Raw genomic sequence first — 24,971 nt, 5'->3', positions numbered from 1 at the left:
GTTGAACGTGACCCGCAGATGGTCGCGCGTCGCGGGCGGTGCCGGTAGTCGGCCGTTCGGCTAGTGCGTGGCGGCGCGTGCGGTGCGCGTGGCGCGCGGCTTGAAGAGCTTGACCGTGCGGACGGCCTGGTCGTCGCTGCGCATCACTTCGAGCATCACGTCGCCGATTTTCAGGCACACGTCGTCTTCCGGGATTTCCTCGAGGATTTCGAGAACCAGGCCGTTCAGCGTCTTCGGCCCGTCGGTCGGCAGCTTCAGGTGCAGCCAGCGATTCAGTTCGCGCAGCGGCATGCTGGCCGAGACGATGCATTCGCCGTTCTCGTCCCAGCCGCCCGCACGCTCGCTGCGCGGCATCGACGTCGTGAATTCGCCGATCAGCTCCTCGATGATGTCCTCGGGCGTGACGAGCCCTTCGAGCTCGCCGTACTCGTTGACGACGAGCGCGGTGCGATGCCGGCTCTCCTGGAAGAACTGGAGCTGCTGGACCACCGGCGTGCCCGACGGCACGTAATACGGCTCGGCAAGCAGCGTGCGCAGCGTTTCGCGGTCGAAATCCTGGTTGTGCAGCGCGGTCAGCGTCTTGCGAACGTGCAGCACGCCGAGCACCTTGTCGATGTCGCCTTCATAGACGACCAGCTTGTTGTGATAGCAGGTCTCGAGCTGGTGGAGGATGTCGTCGAGCGGCGCGTAGAAGTTGAGCGACTCGATCTGGCGGCGCGGCACCATCACGTCGTCGACCGTGATGTTCTCGAGGTCGAACAGGTTGAGCAGGATGCTGCGATGCTTGGTCGGCATGAAGCTGCTCGACTCGAGCACGATGGCCCGCAGCTCGTCGGCCGACATCCGCTGGTCGCGGCCTTTCTTCGTGTTGATGCGCAGCAGCCACAGCACGCCGTTTGCGAGCGCGTTGACGAACCAGACGACCGGCTTGAACACGCGCATCAGCGGGGCGATCACGAGGCTCGCAGGCAGCGCGATGCGTTCGGGGAAGGTCGCGCCGACGATCTTCGGCGCGATTTCCGCGAACACGATGATCAGGAACGCGACGATGCCGGTGGCGATCGACAGTGCGAGATTGTTGCGGCCGAACGTATGCAGCGCCAGCGACGTCGTCAGGACCGGGATGATCGTGTTGAACAGGTTGTTGCCGATCAGGATCACGCTGAGCAGCAGGTCAGTGCGCGTCAGCAGGCCCTGCGTGGTTTTCGCTCCGAGCGCGCCCTGGCCGGCGAGATGCTTCAGCCGATGGCGATTGAGCGCCATCATCGCGGTCTCGGAAATGGAAAAGAAGCTGGAACAGAGGAGAAGCAGGAAGACGGCGCCGATTTGCGCCCATAAGGGAATTTGGTCCACGCGTCGGAAAGGGCAGTGAAGGACAGGAATGGAGGGAATATAGCAGAGGCCGGCGACCGCGATGTGTCGCGCACGACACGACGGACTCGCGGCGGCCGGACGAAAAAAAACCGTGCACGCAGTGCACGGTTTTTACAAATCTGGTCGGGGTGAGAGGATTCGAACCTCCGGCCTCTACGTCCCGAACGTAGCGCTCTACCAGGCTAAGCTACACCCCGATTTGGACTCTTCCGATTTCGCAGTCTTCTTCAAGACCGCTGCGTCGTCGAGCAAGAACATAACTATAACGATGTTTTTTCGAAAAGGGAATACCTTTGCGAAGAAAATTTTCGAGACAGATGAAGATCCGTGTCGAAAGTGCGTCGTCGCGCGGTGGCGGCGACGCACGTCACGCGCTTACGACTGCCGCGACGTCGAGTACGAGCACAGCGCGAGCAGGCTTTCCTTGTAGATCGAATCCGGGAATGCGGCGATCGCTGCTGCTGCCGCCTGCGCTTCCTGGCGCGCGCATTCCAGTGTGTGATCCAGTGCGCCCGAGCGCGTGATCGCGTCGAAGATCGTATCGAAGCGATCGGTGCCGCCCTGTTCGATTGCCTCGCGGGCCAGCGCCGATTGCTCGGGCGTGCCGCGCTCGATCAGATAGATGAGCGGCAGCGTCGGCTTGCCTTCGCGCAGGTCGTCGCCCGCGTTCTTGCCCATTGCCTCGACGGTGCCCGCGTAGTCGAGCCAGTCGTCCATGATCTGGAACGCGGTGCCGATCCGGCGGCCGTATTCGGCCGCGGCGGCCTCGGTCGGCGCATCGGCGCCCGCGAGCACCGCACCCAGGCGAGCCGACGCCTCGAACAGCTTGGCGGTCTTGTAGCGGATCACCTGCATGTAGCGCGTTTCGTCGACGTCCGCGTCGTGCATGTTGAGGAGCTGCAGCACCTCGCCTTCGGAAATGATCGTCGTTGCTTCGGACAGGATTTCCATCACGCGCATCTTGCCGACGCCGACCATCATCTCGAACGAGCGCGAGTAGAGGTAGTCGCCTACCAGCACGCTCGCGGCGTTGCCGAACAGCGCGTTGGCGGTCTGGCGGCCGCGGCGCAGCTCGGATTCGTCGACGACGTCGTCGTGCAGCAGCGTGGCCGTGTGGATGAACTCGACGACGGCGGCCAGCACGTGCCGCTGGTGCGAGGTCTCGCCGAGCGCGCCGGCGACGAGCAGCAGCAACGCCGGACGCAGCCGCTTGCCGCCCGCGCCGATGATGTACTCGGCGATCTGGTTGATCAGCAGGACGTCGGACGCGAGGCTTTGCCGGATAACGCGATTCACCTGCTCCATGTCACTCGTGATCGGAGCGAGCAGGTGGGCGGCGCTGAGGGTGGGGGAGGCGGTGGACGACGACATGATGATGGAATTGGGTGATGCGGCGGATTATAAGTCGAATCCGCGATCTCCCGGTCTGTCGCACTCGCCGCAGTAGTGAATTTGGCCATCCGGCCAGGGCCCGCACACGGCAATCCGTACGGTAATCGTCGATCGGTTTTGACTTCGTTGCTAACCCCATGTATAATCACGTGTTTTCCGCGCGTGGTGTGCGGAAAAATTGGATCCAGAGTGAGGTTCTCAATGTACGCGGTCATAAAAACCGGCGGCAAGCAGTACAAGGTTGCCGTTGGCGAAAAACTCAAAGTAGAACAGATACCGGCTGACATTGACGCTGAAATCACGCTCGACCAGGTTCTCGCAGTGGGCGAAGGCGAATCGATTAAGTTCGGTACGCCGCTGGTCAGTGGGGCTTCCGTCAAGGCCACCGTTGTGTCGCACGGTCGTCATGCCAAGGTCACCATCTTCAAGATGCGTCGCCGGAAGCACTACCAAAAGCACGGCGGCCACCGCCAGAACTACACTGAGCTGCGCATCGACGCGATCAACGCGTAAGCGCCTCGGTAAAGGAGCAATCAGATGGCACACAAAAAGGCAGGCGGCTCTTCCCGGAACGGCCGCGACTCCGAGTCGAAACGTCTCGGCGTGAAAGTGTACGGCGGCCAGGCAATCAATGCCGGCGGCATCATCGTGCGTCAGCGCGGCACGCGCATGCACGCAGGCGAGAACGTCGGCATGGGCAAGGATCACACCCTGTTCGCGCTGGTCGACGGTCACGTCAAGTTCGCGACGAAGGGCGCGGACAAGAAGCATCTGGTCATCGTTGTCCCGGCGGCTGCCTAAGTTCAGGCACCCACGGGCTTCGTAGCCGAAAGGCCCCGCAGTCTTCGCGGGGCCTTTTTTTATTTGGCCGCCGGACGCGTGTGCGTTCCGGCGACTATCGCGCAACCGGCGTACGATCGGCCGAATGGCAGATTGTTCAAGCGCGCCGGTGCGCGGCACAATAGCGGAAATACTGGGCGGAGTGACGAATGAAGTTCATTGACGAAGCACGAATCGAAGTCATCGCCGGAGACGGAGGCGATGGCAGTGCGTCGATGCGCCGCGAGAAATTCGTCCCGTTCGGCGGGCCGGACGGCGGCGACGGCGGCCGGGGCGGTAGCGTCTATGCAATCGCCGACCGCAACATCAACACGCTGATCGACTACCGTTACGCGAAGAAGCATCTGGCGCGCAACGGCGAAAACGGCCGCGGCTCGGATTGCTACGGCAAGGGCGGCGACGACGTCACGCTGCGCATGCCGGTCGGCACGATCATCAACGACATGGATACCGGCGAGCTGATCGCCGACCTGACCGAGCACGACCAGCAGGTGATGCTCGCGCAGGGGGGCGCCGGCGGGCTCGGCAACCTGCATTTCAAGTCGAGTACGAACCGCGCGCCGCGCCAGAAGACGGACGGCAAGCCCGGCGAGCGCCGCATGCTGAGGCTCGAGCTGAAAGTGCTGGCCGACGTCGGCCTGCTCGGCATGCCGAACGCGGGCAAGTCGACGTTCATCTCGTCGGTGTCGAACGCGAAGCCGAAGATCGCCGATTACCCGTTCACGACGCTCGCGCCGAATCTCGGCGTGGTGCGCGTCGGCCCGAGCAAGAGCTTCGTGATTGCCGACATTCCGGGGCTGATCGAGGGCGCCGCCGAAGGCGCGGGCCTCGGCCATCAGTTCCTGCGTCACCTGCAGCGCACCGGCGTGCTGCTGCATCTCGTCGATCTCGCGCCGTTCGACGAAAGCGTCGATCCGGTCGCGGAAGCGACCGCGATCGTCGGCGAACTGCGCAAGTATGACGAGGCGCTCTACGAGAAGCCGCGCTGGCTCGTGCTCAACAAACTCGACATGGTGCCGGAAGACGAGCGCAAGGCGCGCGTCGCGGATTTCCTGGAGCGCTTCGGCTGGGACGGCTCCGTGTTCGAGATTTCGGCGCTGACGGGCCAGGGCTGCGAAGCGCTGTGCTACGCGATCTACGACTATCTCGCCGAACATTCGGACGCGCATCGCGAGGCGGAGGCGGAAGATCTCGCGGCGGACGTGCGTTTTCGCGACACGCCGCCCGCGAGCGGCGGTGCGACGCCGGGCGACGACGCCTGAGCGGTCCCGGAGTGCGTCGGGCGTGTTGCCCGGCGTCGGCGTTCAATCGCGCATCAGATACAGGAGACACGGCAGGATGCGTTCGATCATCGCGGATTCGAAGCGATTGGTGGTGAAGGTGGGCTCCAGCCTCGTGACCAACGACGGCAAGGGGCTCGATCATGCGGCAATCGGCCGCTGGGCGGCCCAGATTGCCGCGCTGCGCGCACAGGGCAAGGAGGTCGTGCTGGTCAGTTCGGGCGCGATTGCCGAGGGGATGCAACGGCTCGGCTGGAGCAAGCGGCCGCGGGAAATCGACGAGCTGCAGGCCGCCGCCGCAGTCGGCCAGATGGGGCTCGCGCAAGTCTACGAGAGCCGCTTCACCGAGCACGACATCCGCACCGCGCAGATCCTGCTCACGCATGCCGACCTGGCGGACCGCGAGCGTTACCTGAACGCGCGTTCGACGCTGCTCACGCTGCTGAGGCTCGGCGTCGTGCCGATCATCAACGAGAACGACACGGTCGTCACCGACGAAATCAAGTTCGGCGACAACGACACGCTCGGCGCACTCGTCGCGAACCTGATCGAAGGCGATGCGCTGATCATCCTGACCGACCAGTCGGGGCTGTTCACGGCCGATCCGCGCAAGGATCCGGGCGCGACGCTCGTTGCCGAAGCCAATGCCGGCGCACCGGAGCTCGAGGCGATGGCGGGCGGCGCGGGCTCGAGCCTCGGCCGTGGCGGCATGCTGACGAAGATCCTCGCGGCGAAGCGCGCGGCACACAGCGGCGCGAATACGGTCATCGCGAGCGGCCGGGAGGCCGATGTGCTCGTGCGTCTGGCGGCCGGCGAGGCGATCGGCACGCAGCTGATCGCGCGTACCGCGCGGATGGCGGCGCGCAAGCAGTGGATGGCCGACCATCTGCAGGTGCGTGGCCATGTCGTGATCGATGCGGGCGCGGTCGAGAAGCTGACGGCCGGCGGCAAGAGCCTGCTGCCGATCGGCGTGACGGGCGTGCAGGGCGCGTTCGCGCGCGGTGAGGTCATCGCGTGTGTCGGCCCCGACGGGCGTGAAGTGGCGCGCGGGCTGACGAACTACAGCAGTGCGGAGGCGAAACTGATTCATCGCAAGCCGAGCGGCGAGATCGAATCCGTGCTCGGCTACATGCTGGAACCCGAACTGATCCACCGCGACAACCTCGTGCTGGTATGACCCTGCGTTCCGGTGCCCGTCGCCACATGAAAAAGCCCGCTTGATGCGGGCTTTTTCATTCGAGCGGGGTGAGCGGGCGGGCGGCCCTGCGCACCGTCAGCGCAACTGCGTCATCGCGGTGCGATGGAACCGGATGTTCTCCAGGATCTGCCGGGTCGAGCCCTGCGGCATCTTGTTCGCGCAGAAGTAGTCCTGATAGAGCGCGGAATGGTAGGCGTTCAGCTCGCCGTTCTCGATGCGCTGCCAGTCGTTCTCGACCGTGCGATCCCAGCCGTCGTGGTCGGAATTCAGGGCGGCGTACTGACGCCATTCGTAGGTGTCGCAGCGGATGCCCTCGTAATTCACGTTGCGCGCGCCGGCGGGGCTCGTGACGACAACCGCGTAGCGCACGACGCCATCGGTGCCGACCGCGAGCGACTTCGCGTCGACGAAGAACTTGAGCGGCGTGTTCTGCGATACGTTGAACGGCAGCAGGTCGCCCGCCTGCGGCAGCGGCGGCAGCGAGTCGACCGCGTTTTCCTTCCAGTTGCCCTGGCGGTCCAGCAGATACACGAACGCGCTGTCATCCTTGTTGGTGGGCGTCTTCGAATTCGCGCAACCTGCCAGCGTGGCCGCCGCGGCAATCGATGCGAGCGCGAGAGCAATCGCTTTCAATATGCATTCCTCGTAAAAAAAGGGCGCGACACCAAGGTCGCGCCCGGTCATGCAGTTCGATTCGTCATTTGCCGATGATCAGGTGGGGCGGCATCGCGTCGAGCGTGCTCGCTTCCACTTCGATCTCCGAACAGACTATCGATGTGTCGACAATCGTCAGCGTTTGCTCGGACGATGCGCCAATGACGCGCGGATAGCGCGACAGACGCGGCCCGCGCGGCTTCTCGGCTCGCTGCGCCGGGCGGCGCAGGAAGCGCGACAGTTCCGTCAGCGCCAACTGATAGACATCCCGCTTGAACTCGATCACCGCATCGAGCGGCACCCAGTACTCGTTCCAGCGCCACGCATCGAACTCCGGGTGGTCGGTCGCGCGCAAGCAAATGTCGCAATCGCGTCCAACCATCCGCAGCAGGAACCAGATCTGCTTCTGGCCGCGGTAATGACCGCGTACCTCGCGCTTGATGAACTTGTCAGGCACCTCGTAACGCAACCAGTCGCGGGTGCGGCCGATTATCTTGACGTGTTCCGGATGCAGGCCCGTTTCCTCGTGCAGTTCCCGGTACATCGCCTGCATGGGGGTCTCGCCATACTTGATCCCACCTTGAGGAAACTGCCAGGAGTGCTCGCGGAGCCGCTTGCCCCAAAACACCTCGTTGCGCGCGTTCAAGAGGATGATGCCGACGTTCGGGCGAAAGCCTTCACGATCCAGCATACAACCACCTTCGAATCCTTTAAAATTGCTTTGATTATAAACAGATAACGGGCGCTGCGCACCGTGACGGAGCGAATCCGCGCGAGGCGTGCCGGTTGAATTGTCCCTGATTAGTCTGCTAAGTCATCTGCGCCATCGCCGTTCGTCGCGCGCAGCTTTTTCTCCTTGAAACTTTTTCGGGCGCCCCGCCTGGGGGCGCCGTTTTTGGAACCGTCCGCATGAAAGCTTCCCGTTTCTTTATCGGCACCCTGAAAGAAGCTCCCGCCGACGCGGAGATCGTCAGCCACAAGCTGATGGTCCGCGCCGGCATGATCCGCCGCGTCGCCGGCGGCATCTATAACTACCTGCCGGTCGGCCTGCGTTCGATTCGCAAGGTCGAGGCGATCGTGCGCGAGGAAATGAACCGGGCGGGCGCCATCGAGCTGCTGATGCCGGCAGTGCAGCCGGCCGAGCTGTGGCAGGAATCGGGCCGCTGGGAGCAATACGGCCCCGAGCTGCTGCGCTTCAAGGACCGCAAGGACAACGACTTCGTGATCGGGCCGACGCACGAGGAAGTCATCACCGACATCGCGCGCAACCAGATCAAGAGCTACCGGCAGATGCCGGTGAACTTCTACCAGATCCAGACGAAGTTCCGCGACGAGATCCGTCCGCGCTTCGGCGTGATGCGCGGCCGCGAATTCATCATGAAGGACGCGTATTCGTTCGACAAGGACGCGGCGGGCCTGAACGAGTCGTATCGCAAGATGTACGACGCGTACGTGCGCATCTTCACGCGCCTCGGCCTGGAGTTCCGTGCGGTCGCGGCCGACAGCGGCTCGATCGGCGGCAACTTCTCGCATGAATTCCACGTGATCGCCGACACCGGCGAGGACGCGATCGCGTACTGCCCGACGTCCGAATTCGCGGCGAACGTCGAGGCGGCCGAAGCGCTGCCGCTGACGCACGAGCGCGCGGCGCCGTCCGAAGCGATGGCGAAGGTCGCGACGCCCGGCAAGGCGAAGTGCGAAGCCGTGGCCGAGCTGCTGGCGATCCCGCTCGAGCGCACGATCAAGTCGATCGTGCTCGCGACCGACAACGAAGGCGCCGAGCCGACCATCTGGCTCGTGATGCTGCGCGGCGATCACGACCTGAACGAGATCAAGGTGTCGAAGCTGCCGGGCCTGAAGAACCACCGCTTCGCGACCGAGCAGGAAATCGTCGAGTGGTTCGGTACGCCGCCGGGCTACCTCGGCCCGGTCGGCACGAAGAAGCCCGTGAAGGTGATCGCGGACCGCACGGTCGCGAACATGAGCGACTTCGTCGTCGGCGCGAACGAGGTCGACTATCACATCGCGGGCGTGAACTGGGGCCGCGATCTGCCGGAGCCGGACGTTGCCGACGTGCGCAACGTGCAGAAGGGCGATCCGTCGCCGGACGGCAAGGGCGTGATCGACATCTGCCGCGGCATCGAGGTCGGCCACGTGTTCCAGCTGGGCACCAAGTACTCGGAAGCGATGGGCGCGACGTTCCTCGACGAATCGGGCAAGCCGCAGCCGATGCTGATGGGCTGCTACGGCGTCGGCGTCACGCGTATTCTCGGCGCGGCGATCGAACAGAACTTCGACGACCGCGGCATCATCTGGCCCGAGTCGATCGCGCCGTTCGAGGTCGTGCTGTGCCCGATGGGCTACGACCGCAGCGACATGGTGCGCGAGGCGGCCGACAAGCTGTACGCGGAACTGTCCGCGGCCGGCATCGACGTGATCCTCGACGATCGCGGCGAGCGCCCGGGCGTGATGTTCGCCGACTGGGAGCTGATCGGCGTGCCGCATCGCCTCGTGATCGGCGAGCGCGGCCTGAAGGAAGGCAAGATCGAGTACCAGGGCCGCCGCGACGCCGAAGCGACGCTGCTGCCGGCCGACGCGGCCGCGGCGACGGTTGCGGAGAAGATCCGCGCCGCGCTCGCGCGCTAAGCGCACCGACCGGGGAACGCGGTGGAATACACCTTCCTGTCGGCCACCGTGCTCCTGGTGCTGATCACCGATCCGCTCGGCAACATCCCGCTGTTCATTTCGGCCATGCGGGATGTGCCGCGCGAGCGGCGCGTGAAGCTGATCCTGCGTGAAGTCGGGATCGCGTTCGTGATCCTGCTGTTCTTCATGGTAGTCGGCGACCGCTTCCTGCGGATGATGAGCCTGACCGACCTGTCGCTGCGGCTCGGCGGCGGGATCGTGCTGTTCCTGATCGCGCTGCGGATGATCTTCCCGCATCCGGACGGCGCGCTCGGCAACGATCCGCGCGCGGGCGGCGAGCCGTTCATCGTGCCGCTCGCGATTCCGGCGCTGGCCGGGCCGTCCGCGCTCGCGACGGTGATGCTGCTGACGTCGCAGGCGCCGGGCAAGATGCTCGAGTGGGTCGGCGCGCTGACGGTCACGATGATCGTCTGCGCGGTGACGCTGGTGCTGGCAGAGCGGATACAGCAATGGATCGGCGAGCGGACCGTCGCGGCGTTCGAGCGGCTGATGGGCCTCGTGCTCGTCGCGATCTCGGTGGAAATGATGCTGGGCGGTATCCGCGCGTTCGTACACCAGTTGTAGGGCCGGGCGGCGCGCGCCCACGAAAGAAAGCGGCGCTCCGGGATGCCGGAGCGCCGCTTTTCATTTGTCTGGCGGGCAGCGGGGGGCTCAGACGTTCGCGGTGAGCGCGCGGATCGTCGGCAGGTTGCGCCAGTAGCCCTTCGCATCCATCCCGCAGCCGAACACGTAGCGGTCCGGCACCGAGAAGCCGCAGAAATCGGGGTGCAGCGGCTTCGCCTTCGCGAGCGTCTTCTCGCACAGCACGGCCGACATGAAGCGCTGCGCGCCCATGTCGAGGATGCGGTCGCGGATCGCGGCCATCGTCTCGCCTTCGTCGAGGATGTCGTCGAGCACGAGCACGATCCGGTCCTTCACCGATTCGCGCGGCGCGACGCGCCAGTGCATTTCCGGGCTGCCCTGCGTCGTGTTGCGGTAGCGGGTCAGGTGGATGTAGTCGAATTCCAGCGGGAAATCGAGATGCGGCAGCAGCATCCCGGTAAACACCGCGGCGCCGCCCATCACCGAGAGAACGAGCGGGAACGCATCGCCGATCTCGGCGCGGATCGCGTCGGCCATCCGGGAGATCGACGCGTTGACGGCGTCGGCCGAGACGATCTCTTCGGAGTGGTCGAAAATGTGGAGGGCTTCTTCGCGGTTCATGTGTTCAGGCGGGCAGTCGGTATACAAATAAGAATGAAGCAGAACGGCCGGCGAGCGCTACAGCAAAAACCCGCGCGCCGGCCGGCGGGCGGAATCAGCGCATGCCGGGCATCATGCCCTTCAGGCCGCGCATCATCTTCTGCATGTTGCCGCCCTTCAGCTTCTTCATCATCGTACGCATCTGGTCGTACTGGTTCAGCATCCGGTTGACTTCCTGCACCGGCACGCCCGCGCCGGCTGCAATGCGGCGCTTGCGCGTCGCCTTGATGATTTCGGGTTTCGCGCGCTCGGCGGGCGTCATCGAGCTGATGATGCCTTCCATCCGGCGGATCTGCTTTTCGGCCTGGCCCATGTCGGCGCCGGCGGCCGCCTGCTGGAATTGCGCAGGCAGCTTGTCCATCAGCGACGACAGGCCGCCCATGTTCTTCATCTGCGAGATCTGCGCGCGGAAATCGTTCAGGTCGAAGTCGCCGCCTTTCTTGACCTTGTCTGCGAGCTTCTGCGCGGCCTGCACGTCGACGCCGCGCTGTGCCTCCTCGACGAGCGCGAGGATGTCGCCCATGCCGAGGATCCGGTTCGCCATCCGGTCGGGGTGGAATACCTCGAGGCCGTCGAGCTTTTCGGCGACGCCGACGAACTTGATCGGCTTGCCGGTGACGTGGCGCACCGACAGTGCGGCGCCGCCGCGCGAATCGCCGTCGAGCTTGGTCAGCACGACGCCGGTGAGCGGCAGCGTGTCGTTGAATGCCTTCGCGGTGTTGACCGCGTCCTGGCCGAGCATCGCGTCGACGACGAACAGCGTCTCGGCAGGCTTCAGCGTGGCGTGCAGCGCGGCGATCTCCTGCATCATCGCCTCGTCGATGCCGAGGCGGCCGGCCGTGTCGACGATCAGCACGTCATGGTAGTGGCGCTTCGCCCAGTCGACGGCCGCGAGTGCGATGTCGACGGGCTTCTGGTCGGGCGTGGACGGGAAGAAGTCGGCGCCGACCTGTTCGCTCACCGTTTTCAGCTGCATGATGGCGGCCGGGCGATACACGTCGCACGACACGGTCAGCACCTTCTTCTTGTACTTCTCGCGCAGCAGCTTCGCGAGCTTGCCGGCGGTCGTGGTCTTGCCGGCGCCCTGCAGGCCGGCCATCAGGATCACGGCGGGCGGCGTGACTGCGAGGTTCAGCTCGGCGGCCTTGCCTTCGTAGTCGCCGCCGATCACGGCGGTCAGTTCCTTCTGGACCACGCCGACGAGCGCCTGGCCTGGCGACAGGCTGCTGATCACTTCCTCGCCGAGCGCCTTTTCCTTGACCTTGGCGATGAATTCGCGGACGACCGGCAGCGAGACGTCGGCCTCCAGCAGCGCGAGACGCACCTCGCGGAGCATCTCCTGCGTGTTCGCCTCGGTAAGCCGGGCCTCGCCGCGCAGCGTCTTGACGACGCGCGCCATCCGTTGAGTGAGATTGTCGAGCATGGGGAGCGATGGACAGTGGGGCCCGAAGGCGCGGCGGAACCGAATAAAGGGAGCCGTCGCGGGAAGGGGGCCTAGTGTAAACTTCGAACATGGATATTGTACTGTATGCCCTCACCGCATTCCTGTACGGCGGTCTCGCCGTCGCCGGCTGGCGCGCGCACCGCCAGGGCGGGACGCCGCTCGTCGCGAGCGTGCCGGCCGTGCCGGTTCCCGCGTCAGCCGCGTCAGGGATGAGCGGAGCCGGCCGCGCGCTGCTGTTCGCCGCGCTCGTCGCGCACGGCGTGCTGCTCCACATGACGATCTTTCCGAACGACGCGATGGTGTTCGGCTTCGCGTTCGCGCTGTCGGCGATGTTCTGGCTCGGCGCCGGCATCTACTGGATCGAGAGCTTCTTCTTCCCGCTCGACAGCCTGCGCCTGCTGGTGCTGCCGCTGGCGTGCGGCGCGTCGCTGCTGCCGCTCGTGTTCGGCGGCGTGCGGGTGCTTCCTTATGCCGCAGCGCCGCTGTTCAAGCTGCATTTCCTGATCGCCAACATCGCCTACGGCCTGTTCGCGATCGCCGCGCTGCACGCGATCCTGATGCTGCTGGTCGAGCGGCGCCTGCAGTCGCTGAGAGGCGGCGGGCGCGCCGGCTCGACGGGCTGGATCGCGAGCTGGCTCGAAACGCTGCCGCCGCTGCTCACGCTCGAGAAGCTGCTGTTCCGCCTGATCGGCGCCGGCTTCGTGCTGCTCACGCTGACGCTCGCGTCCGGCATCCTGTTCAGCGAGCAGGTCGACGCACGCGCGCTGCGGCTCGATCACAAGACCGTGTTCGCGATCCTGTCGTGGCTGATGTTCGGCGGCCTGCTGGTTGCGCGCAAGACGTCGGGCTGGCGCGGGCGCGGTGCCGCGCGCTGGGTGCTCGTGTCGTTCGCCGCGCTGCTGCTCGCGTATGTCGGCAGCCGGTTCGTTTTCGAGGTGCTGCTGCACCGTTCCGTGGTTTGACCGCAGGTTTCCGATGCGACAGATTCTTCTCCTGATTCTTCTTTTCTTCGCGGGTTCGTGGCTCGCACGCAAGCTGCGCCAGGCCCAGGAGCAGGCGCAGGCGCGTACCGGCCGCGGCGCCGGTTACGACGGCGCGTCCGGCGCCGGCGGCGCGGCGCGCCCGAACGGCGACGCGCGGTCGCTGCCCGAACCGATGGTGCGTTGTGCCGAATGCGGCGTGCATGCGCCGAAGGGCGATGCCATCGCCGCGGGCGACGAGTACTTCTGCAGCGCCGAGCACGCCCGGCGCCACGCGGCGCGATGAGCGGCGCGACGCTGCTGGCGGTCGACCCGAACGGCTGGGTGCGCGAGGCGCGCCACGCGCCGTCGCCGAATTTCGAGGCGCGGCCCGCGGGCGCGGTGCCGACGCTCGTGGTCGTCCACAACATCAGCCTGCCGCCCGGCGAATTCGGCGGCGACGCGATCGAGGCGCTGTTCCTGAATCGCCTCGATTGCGATGCGCACCCCTATTACCAGAGCCACCTGCGCGGCGTGCGCGTGTCCGCGCATTTCCTGATCCGCCGCGGCGGCGAACTCGTGCAGTTCGTGTCGTGCGACGAGCGCGCGTGGCACGCGGGCTCGTCCGAGTTCTTCGGCAGGCCCCGCTGCAACGACTTCTCGATCGGCATCGAGCTCGAAGGCGCGGACGACGTGCCGTTCGACGACGCGCAGTACGCGATGCTCGCCGCGCTCTGCCGCGCGCTCGCCGCGCACTATCCGGTCGACGCGTTTGCGGGGCACTCGGACATCGCGCCGGGCCGCAAGACCGACCCGGGCCCGCATTTCGATTGGCAACGCTTTGCGAGCGATGGCGGCTTTCCCGCCGGATACTTTCCTTTCCGTCAGCACTGATCGCGGGGTTTTTTGATCGGAGAAAGTTTTTTCCCCGACCAATGCCTTGTCGTGTCTGCGCGTGCGCGATGTCAAGACCTCCATCGCAAATTAACCGTTTGGACGTCCTCCGAATGTCCACTATACTTGGTGCCAGTTGAGCAGTTCTGCACTAGATATAGTGTGTGTCGCAGGGGAAACCCGAGCGGCGCCAGCCGGCGGTCAGTGCCGGCGGACAGGGTTCTCAGGGCGGCGCGTCAGGCCGGCGGTCCGGGCGTCGCGATCAGCGCAGCGAATTTCGGCGGGGCAGGGTACACATGACGAGGCACACGACCGGATCGGTTGTCGCGCATCGGCCGAACCGGCTCCCCCGGCGCATCGCTCGCCTCTTACCGCTCGCGCACCGCGTTGCGCAGCGTTCGTTTTAATCCGCGGTTCTCTCCGCACCATCCAACACCAGGAGCTTTGCACATGCAAACCACCGACAACGCGACGTCCCAGTACGAGAGCGCCTCGAGCCGTCCGCTCGGCGGGACCGAACAGGGCGCGAAGGCGCTCGCGCCGCAGGCCACGTTTGCCGACTACAAGGTGATCCGCCGCAACGGCAGCGTCGTGTCGTTCGAACCTTCGAAGATCGCGATCGCGGTGACCAAGGCTTTCCTGGCTGTCAACGGCGGGCAGGGTGCGGCATCGGCGCGCGTGCGCGAACAGGTCGAGCAACTGACGCAGAACGTCGTGCGCGCGCTCGTGCGCAGCCGCCCGAACGGCGGTACGTTCCATATCGAAGACATCCAGGATCAGGTCGAACTCGCGCTGATGCGCGGCGGCGAGCACAACGTCGCGCGTGCGTACGTGCTGTATCGCGAGAAGCGCCACCTCGAGCGCCAGAATGCGGGCGAGGAAGCGGTGGCAGCAGGCGGCGAATCGAACGCCGCCGGCATCAACGTCGTCGACAACGGCGTCACGCGTCCGCTCGACCTGAACGCGCTGCGCGCGCTGATCGTGTCGGCGTGCGATGGCCTCGGCGCTGCGGTTAACCCTGACCCGATCGTCGCGGAGACGGTGAAGAACCTGTACGACGGCGTGCCGATGAGCCAGGTCTACGACTCGGCGATCCTCGCTGCGCGCACGATGATCGAAAAGGATCCCGCGTACAGCCAGGTCACGGCCCGCATCCTGCTGCACACGATCCGTCGCGAGATCCTCGGCGAGGAAGTGGTGCAGGCCGAGATGCCGGCTCGCTACTCGGAGTATTTCCCGCAGTTCCTGAAGCGCGGCGTCGACGCCGGCCTGCTCGACGACAAGCTGCTGCAGTTCGACCTGAAGCGCCTCGGCGAAGCGCTCGACGCGAACCGCGACCTGCAGTTCGGCTACCTCGGCCTGCAGACGCTGTACGACCGCTACTTCCTGCACGTCGACGGCGCCCGCATCGAAATGCCGCAGGCATTCTTCATGCGTGTCGCGATGGGCCTGTCGCTGAACGAGATCGACCGCGAAACGCGCGCGATCGAGTTCTACAACGTGCTGTCGAGCTTCGACTTCATGAGCTCGACGCCGACGCTGTTCAACTCGGGCACGCACCGCTCGCAGCTGTCGTCGTGCTACCTGACGACGGTCGCGGACGATCTCGACGGCATCTATGAAGCGCTGAAGGAGAACGCGCTGCTGTCGAAGTTCGCCGGCGGCCTGGGCAACGACTGGACGCGCGTGCGCGCACTCGGCTCGCATATCAAGGGCACGAACGGCAAGTCGCAAGGCGTGGTGCCGTTCCTGAAGGTCGTCAACGACACGGCCGTCGCCGTCAACCAGGGCGGCAAGCGCAAGGGCGCGGTCTGCGCGTACCTCGAATCGTGGCACCTCGACATCGAGGAGTTCCTGGAGCTGCGCAAGAACACCGGCGACGATCGCCGCCGTACGCACGACATGAACACGGCGAACTGGATTCCCGACCTGTTCATGAAGCGCGTGATGGAAGGCACGGACTGGACGCTGTTCTCGCCGTCGACCTGCCCGGACCTGCACGACAAGTTCGGCGCGGAATTCGAGGCGGCTTACACGGCTTACGAAGACAAGGTCGCGCGCGGCGAGATCAAGCTGTTCAAGAAGATCCCGGCGCAGCAGCTCTGGCGCAAGATGCTCGGCATGCTGTTCGAGACGGGCCACCCGTGGATCACGTTCAAGGATCCGTGCAACGTGCGCTCGCCGCAGCAGCACGTGGGCGTCGTCCATTCGTCGAACCTGTGCACGGAAATCACGCTGAACACGAGCGACTCCGAAATCGCGGTGTGCAACCTCGGCTCGGTGAACCTCGTCGCCCACCTGGTGAAGCAGGCCGACGGCAGCTACGCGCTCGACCACGACAAGCTGAAGCGCACGGTCCGCGTCGCGATGCGCATGCTCGACAACGTGATCGACATCAACTACTACGCGGTGGCGAAGGCGCGTAACTCGAACCTGAAGCACCGCCCGGTCGGCATGGGCATCATGGGCTTCCAGGACTGCCTGCACCTGCTGCGCACGCCGTACGCGTCGGACGCGGCAGTCGAGTTCGCCGACCGTTCGATGGAAGCGGTCTGCTACTACGCGTATTACGCGTCGACCGAGCTGGCCGAAGAGCGCGGCCGCTATTCGAGCTACCGCGGCTCGCTGTGGGATCGCGGCATCCTCCCGCAGGACACGCTGAAGCTGCTGACGGAAGCGCGCGGCGGCTACGTCGAGGTCGACACGTCCGAGTCGCTCGACTGGACGACGCTGCGTTCGCGGATCGCCGCGCACGGCATGCGCAACTCGAACTGCGTCGCGATCGCGCCGACGGCGACGATCTCGAACATCATCGGCGTGTCGGCGTGCATCGAGCCGACCTTCCAGAACCTGTACGTGAAGTCGAACCTGTCGGGCGAATTCACGGTGGTGAACGAGTACCTCGTGCGCGACCTGAAGGAGCGCGGCCTGTGGGACGAGGTGATGGTCGCCGACCTGAAGTACTTCGACGGCATGCTGTCGCGCATCGACCGTATCCCGGCCGACCTGCGCGCGATCTACGCGACCGCGTTCGAAGTCGACCCGACGTGGCTGGTCGAAGCCGCATCGCGTCGCCAGAAGTGGATCGACCAGGCGCAGTCGCTGAACATCTACATGGGCGGCGCATCGGGCAAGAAGCTCGACGAGGTCTACAAGCTCGCATGGCTGCGCGGCCTGAAGACGACCTACTACCTCCGCACGATGGCGGCGACGCACGTCGAGAAATCGACGGTGGCGCACGGCGCGCTGAACGCGGTGCCGACGAACGGCGGGTCGGGCAGCGGCGGCGCGCAAGGCGCGGCAGGCGGCTTCGGCGCGGCGGGTGGCGATGCGTCGTCGGGTGCGATCAACGCGGCACCGGCACTCGCGCCGGTCGAGGCCGACGGCCCGGTGTGCACGATGCGTCCGGGCGATCCCGGCTTCGACGAGTGCGAAGCGTGCCAGTAACGCAGTGCGCCTGACCTGAAGAAGGTTCGGGCGGCGCACACGACGACCGATCGAGGTTGAAGTGTGCGCCGCTCTCAACTAAAAAAATGATAAGGAATCTGTAACGCGGCACCTGCGTTGCAGGCAGTGACGAGCGATCGAAACGTCCCCGACGATGTCGTGTTTCGATCAGCGTTCGATGCGTCGAGCGCACCTCGCGATACACGCGCGACTCGCATCGCGCGCTGCATGAACGACGATGCGTTGCTCAAAGTGTTGTATCGAGGTCGCAACGCGAATCGAAAAAAGGATTTTTCGTGAGCGAACCCTTTTATCGCTCAGGAAAAGATGGTACAAACCGTTCTAAATTGATGGTGAGAATTTATGCTCAACTGGGATGACGAGAAGACTGCCGTAACTCCCGCGAGCGGGGCGCAGCAAAACGCGATGCGCACCTCCGCCGGAATGGCTGTCGGAACGCAGGCAGCAGCGCCTGCCGCCCATCAGGTCCGCGACATTTTCGAAGGCGATCTTGCGGTGCCGCCGCAAGCATCGGCTGTTCCCGCCGGCGGTTCGGAAGCGCGGGTCAATGTCGCCGACAAGCGCATCATCAACGGCCAGACTGACGTGAATCAGCTGGTGCCGTTCAAGTACAAGTGGGCGTGGGAAAAGTATCTGGCCGGTTGTGCGAACCACTGGATGCCGCAGGAAATCAACATGTCCCGCGACATCGCCCTGTGGAAGGACCCGAACGGTCTGACCGAGGACGAGCGCCGCATCGTGAAGCGCAACCTCGGCTTCTTCGTGACGGCCGATTCGCTCGCGGCGAACAACATCGTGCTCGGCACGTACCGCCACATCACGGCGCCCGAGTGCCGGCAGTTCCTGCTGCGCCAGGCGTTCGAGGAAGCGATCCACACGCACGCGTACCAATACATTGTCGAATCGCTCGGTCTCGACGAAGGCGAGATCTTCAACGCGTACCACGAGGTCACGTCGATCCGCGCGAAGGACGAATTCCTGATCCCGTTCATCCACACGCTGACGGATCCGGCCTTCAAGACCGGCACGCTCGAAGCGGATCAGAAGCTGCTGAAGTCGCTGATCGTGTTCGCCTGCATCATGGAAGGCCTGTTCTTCTATGTCGGGTTCACGCAGATCCTCGCGCTCGGCCGCCAGAACAAGATGACGGGTGCTGCAGAGCAATATCAGTACATCCTGCGCGACGAGTCGATGCACTGCAATTTCGGCATCGACCTGATCAACCAGATCAAGCTCGAGAATCCGCATCTCTGGACCGCGGAATTCCGCGCCGAGATCCGCGAGCTGTTCAAGCAGGCTGTCGAACTCGAATACCGCTACGCCGAAGACACGATGCCGCGCGGCGTGCTGGGTTTGAACGCGTCGATGTTCAAGAGCTATCTGCGCTTCATCAGCAACCGCCGTTGCCAGCAGATCGGCCTCGATCCGCTGTACCCGAACGAGGAAAACCCGTTCCCGTGGATGAGCGAGATGATCGACCTGAAGAAGGAACGCAACTTCTTCGAGACGCGTGTGATCGAGTATCAGACGGGGGGCGCGCTGTCCTGGGAATAACCCGCAGCAGCGAACCCGTCACATGATGGAGCAGCCGGCGGCCTCTCGGCCCCGGCCCAAGGTTTAGGAGCAAGAACGCCTGATGCAAAGCATGCCCGGTGCCTTAACGGCCCAACGATACGACAGGCACTTTGCGAACCCTTCAGTGGGATGGGCAAACTTCCCTCCGGAAAAAGCGGACGGCCGTGTGGCGGTCCGCTTGATCAAGCGATTAGGGGTAGCGGCGCGAGGCGCGCCGGCTACCGACTTGATTTGGCGCGCGAGGCCGGGCGGTCACGCGCGCCATACCGTATTCATTAGCGTAAGCGCGTGGTATCCGCGTACGCCGATGAATAGCCCGCTTCGAAGCGCACGTCCTGAACAGCGTCCGCGGGAAGCGGGTTTTGACGAAGGGTGTAGTTTGAACTGACTCTCATCTGAACCTGAAGGAGAACAACATGGTTACCGCCAAGAAGAAACCGGCTGCTAAGAAGGTTGCTGCAAAGAAGACCGTTGCGAAGAAGGCTGCTGCTCCGGCGAAGAAGGCCGCTGCAGTGAAGAAGGTCGCGGTGAAGAAGGTTGCCGCGAAGAAGGCAGCACCGGCCAAGAAGGCCGCGGTGAAGAAGGTCGCAACGAAGAAGGTTGCAGCGAAGAAAGTCGCGGTGAAGAAGGTTGCCGCGAAGAAGGCAGCACCGGCCAAGAAGGCCGCAGTGAAGAAGGTTGCAGCGAAGAAGGTCGCAGTGAAGAAGGTTGCTGCGAAGAAGGCAGCACCGGCTAAGAAGGCTGCTGCGAAGAAGGCCGCGCCTGCTGCGAAGAAGGCTGTCGCGAAGAAGGCTGCGCCTGCTGCGAAGAAGGCCGCTGCGAAGAAGGCTGCCGCTCCGGCGAAGAAGGCCGCTGCGCCGAAGGCTGCTGCTCCGGCGAAGAAGGCCGCTGCACCGAAGGCTGCTGCTCCGGCGAAGAAGGCTGCTGCACCGAAGGCTGCCGCTCCGGCGAAGAAGGCTGCTGCGCCGAAAGCTGCCGCTCCGAAGGCTGCCGCTCCCGCAAAGAAGGCCGCTGCACCGAAGAAGGCCGTCGTGAAGAAGGCTGCGCCGGCAACGACCGCGTCGACCGCATCGGTTGCGCCGGCATCGGGCGTGAAGACCGCGCTCAACCCGGCAGCGGCATGGCCGTTCCCGACCGGCAGCCGTCCGTAATCGAGGCTGACCAGCACTACCCGGGCACTCACGTGGTGTCCGTGGGTTGAGTAGCGCTACTCAATCGATCCCGCCATCTGGCTCAGGTGGCGGGATTTTTTTTCGCCCGCATTCGAGCGTGCGCCGGATGCCCGTCTGCGGGCTGCGGCGAGCAGGGGCGAAAAAAAACGCATGTGCAGCTTCGCACATGCGTTCGACCGCGGCTTGCGCCGCGTGCTGAGGATACCGGTTAGTGCGTGACGCGCGTGACGCCGCCGCTCGACAGCAGTCGCACACGCTCGCCTGCGCGGAACGCTTCGCCGCTGGCGGCCTGCGTGATCGAGCGCAGATCGCCGTTGTCGAGGCGCACGGTGATTTCGACACCGTTCGCCGTGCTGAGGTTTTCGCCGACCGCGTTGCCCGCGACCGCACCCACGAGACCGCCGGCGATTGCCGTCAGGATCGATCCCTTGCCGCCGCCGATCGCGCTGCCTGCCACCGCACCGAGTGCGCCGCCGCCGATCGTGCCGATCGCGGCGCCGCCGCCGTCGGACTGGATGCGAACCGCGCGGACGCTTTCGACCGTGCCCATGCGGACCGTCTGTTCGCGCTGCGCCTGGCCGACGCTATAGACGTCGGCCGACCCGGGCGGCGTGAAGCAGCCGGCGAGCGTCAGCGAGGCCGTCAGCATGGCCGCGAGCGTGAGGGTCTTTTTCGTCAACATCTTTGCTCTCCCACAAAATTCATTCGAGACTGTAACCGAAGGCAGCCTCGAAGCGCGCGTCGATCTCGGCGCGCGTCAGTACGTAAGTCTGGGGCCCCTGGTGGGCGATCTTGAGCGAGCCCATCAGGCTCGCGAGGCGGCCCGTGGTTGCCCAGTCGAGGCCATTCTCGATGCCGTACAGCAGGCCGCCCCGGAAGGCATCGCCGCAGCCGGTCGGATCGACGACGCGCTCGGCACCCACGACGGGAATCTGTTCTTCGCCGTTCTTGTGAAGAATGGTGGAGCCGTGCTCGCCGCGCGTGATGATCAACGCCTGAACCCGGCTGGCGATTTCCTGTTCGGACCAGCCCGTCTTGTCGCTGACGAGCTTGCCTTCGTAATCGTTGACCGCGACGAACGTCGCGAGTTCAATGATGCGGCGCAGCGTCGCACCGTCGAACAGCGGCAGGCCCTGGCCCGGATCGAAGATGAACGGAACGCCGGCCTTCGCGAACTGCTCGGCGTGCTGGACCATGCCGTCGAAGCCGTCCGGCGCGACGATGCCGAGCTTCACGCCCGCGACGTCGTCCGCACGGTTCAGGTGCGACTGCATCATCGCGCCGGGGTGGAAGGCGGTGATCTGGTTGTTGTCGAGATCGGTCGTGATCATTGCCTGCGCGGTGTGCGTATCGGGCACCACGCGCACGTTTGCCTTCGACAGGCCGAGGCTGTCGAGGCGTTCGAGATACCGGTCGGCATCGTTCGCGCCGACCGTCGCCATGATGCGGGCGTCGCCCCCGAGCATGTGCAGTGCGTAAGCGATGTTCCCCGCGCAGCCGCCGAATTCGCGACGCATCGTCGGCACCAGGAAGCTCACGTTGAGAAGGTGAACCTGGTCGGGCAGGATGTGCTCGCGGAAGCGACCTTCGAAGGTCATGATGTTGTCGTAGGCGAGCGAGCCGCAAATCAGCGTAGTCAAGGCGTACGTTCCTGTAGAGAACAAAGGGAAGCGGCCGCCCGGCCGGCGCGCGAAGGGCCCGTCGTCGGGCTTCGCGCGGCAGGGCCGGGCGGCAGCGGGATTACTTCAGCGCGGCGAGCGCGGCGTCGTAGTTCGGCTCGTCCTTGATTTCGCCGACGAGTTCCGCGTGGATCACCTTGTCCTGCGCGTCGAGCACCACGACCGCGCGTGCGGTCAGGCCGTTCAGCGGGCCGCTCGTCACGTCGACGCCGTATGCGTTCGCGAACGCGCGGCCGGTGCGGAACGTCGAAGCCGTCACGACGTTCTCGAGGCCTTCGGTCGTGCAGAAGCGCGTGGCGGCGAACGGCAGGTCGGCGGACACGACGACGACGACCGTGTTGTCGAGCGACGATGCGGCTTCGTTGAACTTGCGGGTCGACGTCGCGCAGGTCGGCGTGTCGAGGCTCGGCACGATGTTCAGCACCTTGCGCTTGCCGGCGAAGCTGGCGAGCGACAGGTCGGCGAGATCCTTGCCGACCAGCTTGAAATCGGCGCCCTGGGCGCCGACAGTCGGGAACGTGCCGGCGAGATCGATCGGGTTGCCACCCAGCGTAACTTTGCTCATGTTCGTGCTCCGAAATAGCGCGCCGCTCGGGCGCGCGGGTTGAGACGGGCGCGCATGCGCGCGCCGCGGCGCGTCAAGGATAGAAGATCTGGACGCGGAAATTCGAGGCGGGCGTGCCGTTCGTTTCGAGGCGGACGACCATCGTCTGCGTCGTGCCGGGCGGCAGCCCGGCGTCGATCGGCGTGCCCGGGCGCACGTAGTCGCGCGGCGCGAGCACGCGGCGCACGGTTACGTGACTGGTGTCGTCGAGCAGCGTCAGTTCGAGCGACGGGTACGCGAGCGCAACGCGGTAGCGGTTCGTCAGCGGCACCTTCAGCTCGAGTTCTCGCGGGCCGTCGAGCTGGCGCAGGTCGGTTGCGTCGAGCCGCAGGCCGTCGATCGCGCGCGGCGGCGCGACGGTGCAGCCGAGCGGCGCGCAGGCCTGCCGGAACCAGCCCAGCGTGGCGGGCCAGCGGATCATCAACGCCTCGCGCTGCCACCACGCGAGCTGGGCAACGAGCAGCACGGCCAGCGCGGCGGCGACGAGGCCGCCGAAAAAGCCGCCGAGGATCCCGCGTCGCTGCGGTGCGCGCGTCTCGCGCGTGACGGCGAAGTGCGGGCGATCGTCGTCGGTCAGCGCAGCCGGAAACGGTGCGGCGGGCGTGTCGGCTGCCGCGGTTGTGGCTGTGTCGCGACGCGTGGCGGCGGTTTCGGGTGCCTGTTCGATGGCGGCCGGCGACGGCGTGAACGCGAATCGCGGTTCGCGCGGCGCGCGTTCGTCGTCCGGCAATGTGAAGCGCGCGGTGCCGACGGGTTCGGCTGCTTCGTGCGCGGTGTCTGCTTCGGGCGGAAGGTGGGCGACGAAGCGCGGTTCACGTGGATCGCGCTCCACGGGCGACTGAGCGGACTGAGCGGACTGAGCGGACTGAGCGGACTGAGCGGACTGAGCGGACTGAGCGGACTGAGCGGACTGAGCGGACTGAGCGGACTCAGCGGACTCAGCGGACTCAGCGGACTCAGCGGACTCAGCGGACTCAGCGGACTCAGCGGACTCAGCGGACTCAGCGGACTCAGCCGATGCTTCGGTATCTTGATGGATCCGCGCCGACGGCGATTCGGCCAATTGCGCGACGGAGGAGGCGGCCGGCGCGGCCGCGGACGGGGCGAACGGCGCCGCCGAGGCCGACAGGTGGACGACGCCGGCTTCCGTGGGCGGGAGCGCGACCGGCACGAGCGGCGCGGTACGCACCGTCCGCACGTTGTGCTGCAGAGCCGGATCGACGCCGGCATCGAGCCAGGGCGCCCACATGTCCCAGTGTTCCGGCTCGTAATCGGTGTCGGCAGGAGATCCGGCCGGCGCAGCGGAAGTGAACAGGCGGGCCGGCGGAGCGGGATGGTGCACCTCGCCGTCGTCCGGCTCGCCGGCCGGTTCGGTCACGGTCGGTTCGGGTTGCTGCGCGTGCTCGGGTACGAGCGACTCGGACGCGTTGAAGACTTCGTGGCAATGCCCGCAGCGCACGAGCCCGTGATGCAGCGAGAGCTGTTCCTGCTGCAGCCGGAAGACGGTTTCGCAATGAGGACAGCGCGTCGCAAGAAGCATGTCGAGCCGGGCGGCCTGCAGGCCAGAGTGAAGGACAGCGCTATTCTAATGGCTTTCCCGCCGCGTTCCGGCGAGGCATACCCAACCTTCGTGTTCGCGCCAGACCGAGATGTCGACGTAGCGTGCATAGACGGCCGCCACCTCGTCCGCCTGGCGTGCCAGCACGCCCGACAGCGCGATACGCCCGCCCGGTTTGACCTTCGAGGCAAGCATCGACGCCATCAGCTTCAGCGGATTCGACAGGATGTTCGCGACGACGATGTCGAATTCGCCGTCCGGGCACGCGTCGGGCAACCCGTACGTGACTTCCGCGCGGTTGCGTTCGCTGTTCTGCCGCGCCGACTCGACCGCCTGCGGATCGATGTCGATGCCGATGACGGGGTTCGCCCCGCATTTCCTCGCGAGGATCGCGAGAATGCCCGAGCCGCAGCCGTAGTCGAGCACCGACTGGCCGGGCTTCACCGACTGCTCGAGCCATTCCATGCAAAGACGCGTGGTCGGGTGGCTGCCGGTGCCGAACGCGAGGCCGGGGTCGAGCTCGAGGACGAGTGCATCGGGATCGGGCGCGTCGTGCCACGACGGCACGACCCAGATCCGTTCGCCGATCGGGATCGGCTCGAACTGCGACTGCGTGAGCCGCACCCAGTCCTGTTCCTCGACTTCGCGCACGGTGAACCCGGGCGTCTCGGCGATGCCGATCTCGTTCGCGGCCGCCGCGAGCAACACGGCCGGCTCGTGGTCGGCCGACAGCAGCGCGACCACGCGCGAGTGCTGCCACGCGGTGCGGTCCGGCACGAGGCCGGGCTCGCCGAAGAGCGGCTGTTCGTCGGGCGTGTCGGCGTCGGCGTCCTCGACGGACACCGACAGCGCGCCGAGTTCGAGCAGCGCGTCGGACAGCGCCTCCGCATGCTCGCGGGCCAGTTCGACGACGAGTTCGCGATAGCTCATGC

Annotated in this window: 24 protein-coding genes and 1 tRNA gene; 13 read left to right on the top strand and 12 right to left on the bottom strand. The window is 65.6% G+C overall.

The annotated features are described in order from the left end of the window. Positions 1 to 60: 60 nt before the first annotated feature. The 3 genes from GQ56_RS0112275 to GQ56_RS0112265 form a co-directional block, all read right to left on the bottom strand. A complete protein-coding gene (locus GQ56_RS0112275) occupies positions 61 to 1,353 on the bottom strand; it encodes an HlyC/CorC family transporter (RefSeq protein WP_031398934.1) in 1,293 nt (430 codons plus the stop codon). 141 nt (positions 1,354 to 1,494) lie between these two features. Then, positions 1,495 to 1,571: transfer RNA gene (locus GQ56_RS0112270), tRNA-Pro, on the bottom strand. 178 nt (positions 1,572 to 1,749) lie between these two features. Next, complete coding sequence (locus GQ56_RS0112265) at positions 1,750 to 2,745, bottom strand: polyprenyl synthetase family protein (RefSeq protein ID WP_031398933.1); 996 nt, start codon at positions 2,743 to 2,745, stop codon at positions 1,750 to 1,752. Between the two features lie 222 nt (positions 2,746 to 2,967). Here GQ56_RS0112265 and rplU point away from each other — a divergent pair, with 222 nt between their 5' ends. The 4 genes from rplU to proB all read left to right on the top strand — a co-directional run bounded on the left by rplU (position 2,968) and on the right by proB (position 6,063). Next, a complete protein-coding gene (gene rplU / locus GQ56_RS0112255) occupies positions 2,968 to 3,279 on the top strand; it encodes a 50S ribosomal protein L21 (RefSeq protein ID WP_006025184.1) in 312 nt (103 codons plus the stop codon). A gap of 24 nt (positions 3,280 to 3,303) precedes the next feature. Then, complete coding sequence (gene rpmA, locus GQ56_RS0112250; RefSeq protein ID WP_006476999.1) at positions 3,304 to 3,567, top strand: 50S ribosomal protein L27; 264 nt, start codon at positions 3,304 to 3,306, stop codon at positions 3,565 to 3,567. Positions 3,568 to 3,755: 188 nt separating this feature from the next. Beyond that, positions 3,756 to 4,868 carry a GTPase ObgE gene (obgE, locus tag GQ56_RS0112245; RefSeq protein WP_031398932.1) on the top strand — a complete coding sequence of 371 codons (1,113 nt, stop codon included), beginning with the start codon at positions 3,756 to 3,758 and terminating at the stop codon, positions 4,866 to 4,868. 76 nt (positions 4,869 to 4,944) lie between these two features. Continuing rightward, positions 4,945 to 6,063 carry a glutamate 5-kinase gene (proB, locus tag GQ56_RS0112240; RefSeq protein WP_031398931.1) on the top strand — a complete coding sequence of 373 codons (1,119 nt, stop codon included), beginning with the start codon at positions 4,945 to 4,947 and terminating at the stop codon, positions 6,061 to 6,063. A gap of 96 nt (positions 6,064 to 6,159) precedes the next feature. On the opposite strand, the gene GQ56_RS0112235 is transcribed toward proB, so the two are convergent. Next, a complete protein-coding gene (locus GQ56_RS0112235) occupies positions 6,160 to 6,768 on the bottom strand; it encodes a CNP1-like family protein (protein ID WP_034198053.1) in 609 nt (202 codons plus the stop codon). 13 nt (positions 6,769 to 6,781) lie between these two features. After that, complete coding sequence (locus GQ56_RS0112230; protein ID WP_031398929.1) at positions 6,782 to 7,429, bottom strand: RNA pyrophosphohydrolase; 648 nt, start codon at positions 7,427 to 7,429, stop codon at positions 6,782 to 6,784. A gap of 218 nt (positions 7,430 to 7,647) precedes the next feature. Between GQ56_RS0112230 and GQ56_RS0112225 the strand changes: the two genes are divergently transcribed. Then, positions 7,648 to 9,384, top strand: a complete 1,737-nt coding sequence (locus tag GQ56_RS0112225; RefSeq protein WP_031398928.1) for a proline--tRNA ligase — start codon at positions 7,648 to 7,650, stop codon at positions 9,382 to 9,384. A gap of 21 nt (positions 9,385 to 9,405) precedes the next feature. Then, the gene (locus GQ56_RS0112220) at positions 9,406 to 10,008 is read left to right on the top strand and encodes a MarC family protein (protein WP_031398927.1); all 603 of its coding nucleotides are present in this window, start codon (positions 9,406 to 9,408) and stop codon (positions 10,006 to 10,008) included. An 87-nt stretch (positions 10,009 to 10,095) separates the two neighbouring features. On the opposite strand, the gene GQ56_RS0112215 is transcribed toward GQ56_RS0112220, so the two are convergent. Both GQ56_RS0112215 and ffh read right to left on the bottom strand, forming a co-directional pair. Next, positions 10,096 to 10,647 carry a hypoxanthine-guanine phosphoribosyltransferase gene (locus GQ56_RS0112215; RefSeq protein WP_031398926.1) on the bottom strand — a complete coding sequence of 184 codons (552 nt, stop codon included), beginning with the start codon at positions 10,645 to 10,647 and terminating at the stop codon, positions 10,096 to 10,098. 94 nt (positions 10,648 to 10,741) lie between these two features. Continuing rightward, positions 10,742 to 12,109 carry a signal recognition particle protein gene (gene ffh, locus GQ56_RS0112210; protein ID WP_031398925.1) on the bottom strand — a complete coding sequence of 456 codons (1,368 nt, stop codon included), beginning with the start codon at positions 12,107 to 12,109 and terminating at the stop codon, positions 10,742 to 10,744. A gap of 89 nt (positions 12,110 to 12,198) precedes the next feature. Here ffh and GQ56_RS0112205 point away from each other — a divergent pair, with 89 nt between their 5' ends. The 7 genes from GQ56_RS0112205 (at position 12,199) to GQ56_RS41155 (ending at position 20,177) form a co-directional block, all read left to right on the top strand. Next, a complete protein-coding gene (locus GQ56_RS0112205; protein ID WP_031398924.1) occupies positions 12,199 to 13,092 on the top strand; it encodes a cytochrome C assembly family protein in 894 nt (297 codons plus the stop codon). Positions 13,093 to 13,105: 13 nt separating this feature from the next. Then, positions 13,106 to 13,396 carry a PP0621 family protein gene (locus GQ56_RS0112200; RefSeq protein WP_031398923.1) on the top strand — a complete coding sequence of 97 codons (291 nt, stop codon included), beginning with the start codon at positions 13,106 to 13,108 and terminating at the stop codon, positions 13,394 to 13,396. Then, positions 13,393 to 13,983: a 1,6-anhydro-N-acetylmuramyl-L-alanine amidase AmpD gene (ampD, locus tag GQ56_RS0112195; protein WP_031398922.1), complete on the top strand. Its 591-nt coding sequence runs from the start codon at positions 13,393 to 13,395 to the stop codon at positions 13,981 to 13,983. Before GQ56_RS0112200 ends, ampD begins: the two co-directional genes overlap by 4 nt. A 450-nt stretch (positions 13,984 to 14,433) precedes the next feature. Continuing rightward, positions 14,434 to 17,430: a ribonucleoside-diphosphate reductase subunit alpha gene (locus GQ56_RS0112190; RefSeq protein ID WP_031398921.1), complete on the top strand. Its 2,997-nt coding sequence runs from the start codon at positions 14,434 to 14,436 to the stop codon at positions 17,428 to 17,430. A gap of 363 nt (positions 17,431 to 17,793) precedes the next feature. Further along, positions 17,794 to 19,005, top strand: coding sequence for a ribonucleotide-diphosphate reductase subunit beta (locus GQ56_RS0112185; protein ID WP_006758915.1), 1,212 nt, complete (start codon positions 17,794 to 17,796; stop codon positions 19,003 to 19,005). Between the two features lie 82 nt (positions 19,006 to 19,087). Further along, a complete protein-coding gene (locus tag GQ56_RS41160) occupies positions 19,088 to 19,414 on the top strand; it encodes a hypothetical protein (protein ID WP_075122923.1) in 327 nt (108 codons plus the stop codon). 28 nt (positions 19,415 to 19,442) lie between these two features. Beyond that, positions 19,443 to 20,177, top strand: coding sequence for a histone H1-like repetitive region-containing protein (locus GQ56_RS41155; protein ID WP_031398920.1), 735 nt, complete (start codon positions 19,443 to 19,445; stop codon positions 20,175 to 20,177). 229 nt (positions 20,178 to 20,406) lie between these two features. Here the strand turns inward: GQ56_RS41155 and GQ56_RS0112175 are convergent, their stop codons facing one another. The 5 genes from GQ56_RS0112175 to prmA form a co-directional block, all read right to left on the bottom strand. Beyond that, complete coding sequence (locus GQ56_RS0112175; RefSeq protein WP_031398919.1) at positions 20,407 to 20,880, bottom strand: outer membrane lipoprotein; 474 nt, start codon at positions 20,878 to 20,880, stop codon at positions 20,407 to 20,409. Between the two features lie 19 nt (positions 20,881 to 20,899). Beyond that, a complete protein-coding gene (locus tag GQ56_RS0112170; RefSeq protein WP_031398918.1) occupies positions 20,900 to 21,838 on the bottom strand; it encodes a carbohydrate kinase family protein in 939 nt (312 codons plus the stop codon). 100 nt (positions 21,839 to 21,938) lie between these two features. Beyond that, positions 21,939 to 22,442, bottom strand: a complete 504-nt coding sequence (gene tpx, locus GQ56_RS0112165; RefSeq protein ID WP_031398917.1) for a thiol peroxidase — start codon at positions 22,440 to 22,442, stop codon at positions 21,939 to 21,941. A 73-nt stretch (positions 22,443 to 22,515) separates the two neighbouring features. Continuing rightward, on the bottom strand, positions 22,516 to 24,021 hold the full coding sequence (locus GQ56_RS39315) for a zinc-ribbon and DUF3426 domain-containing protein (RefSeq protein WP_043301323.1): 1,506 nt from the start codon (positions 24,019 to 24,021) through the stop codon (positions 22,516 to 22,518). A gap of 45 nt (positions 24,022 to 24,066) precedes the next feature. Beyond that, on the bottom strand, positions 24,067 to 24,969 hold the full coding sequence (gene prmA / locus GQ56_RS0112150) for a 50S ribosomal protein L11 methyltransferase (protein ID WP_031398916.1): 903 nt from the start codon (positions 24,967 to 24,969) through the stop codon (positions 24,067 to 24,069). Positions 24,970 to 24,971: the final 2 nt, after the last annotated feature.

The organism is Burkholderia paludis (assembly GCF_000732615.1).
GTDB lineage: Bacteria > Pseudomonadota > Gammaproteobacteria > Burkholderiales > Burkholderiaceae > Burkholderia > Burkholderia paludis.
This window is presented reverse-complemented; position numbering and strand designations above follow the sequence as displayed.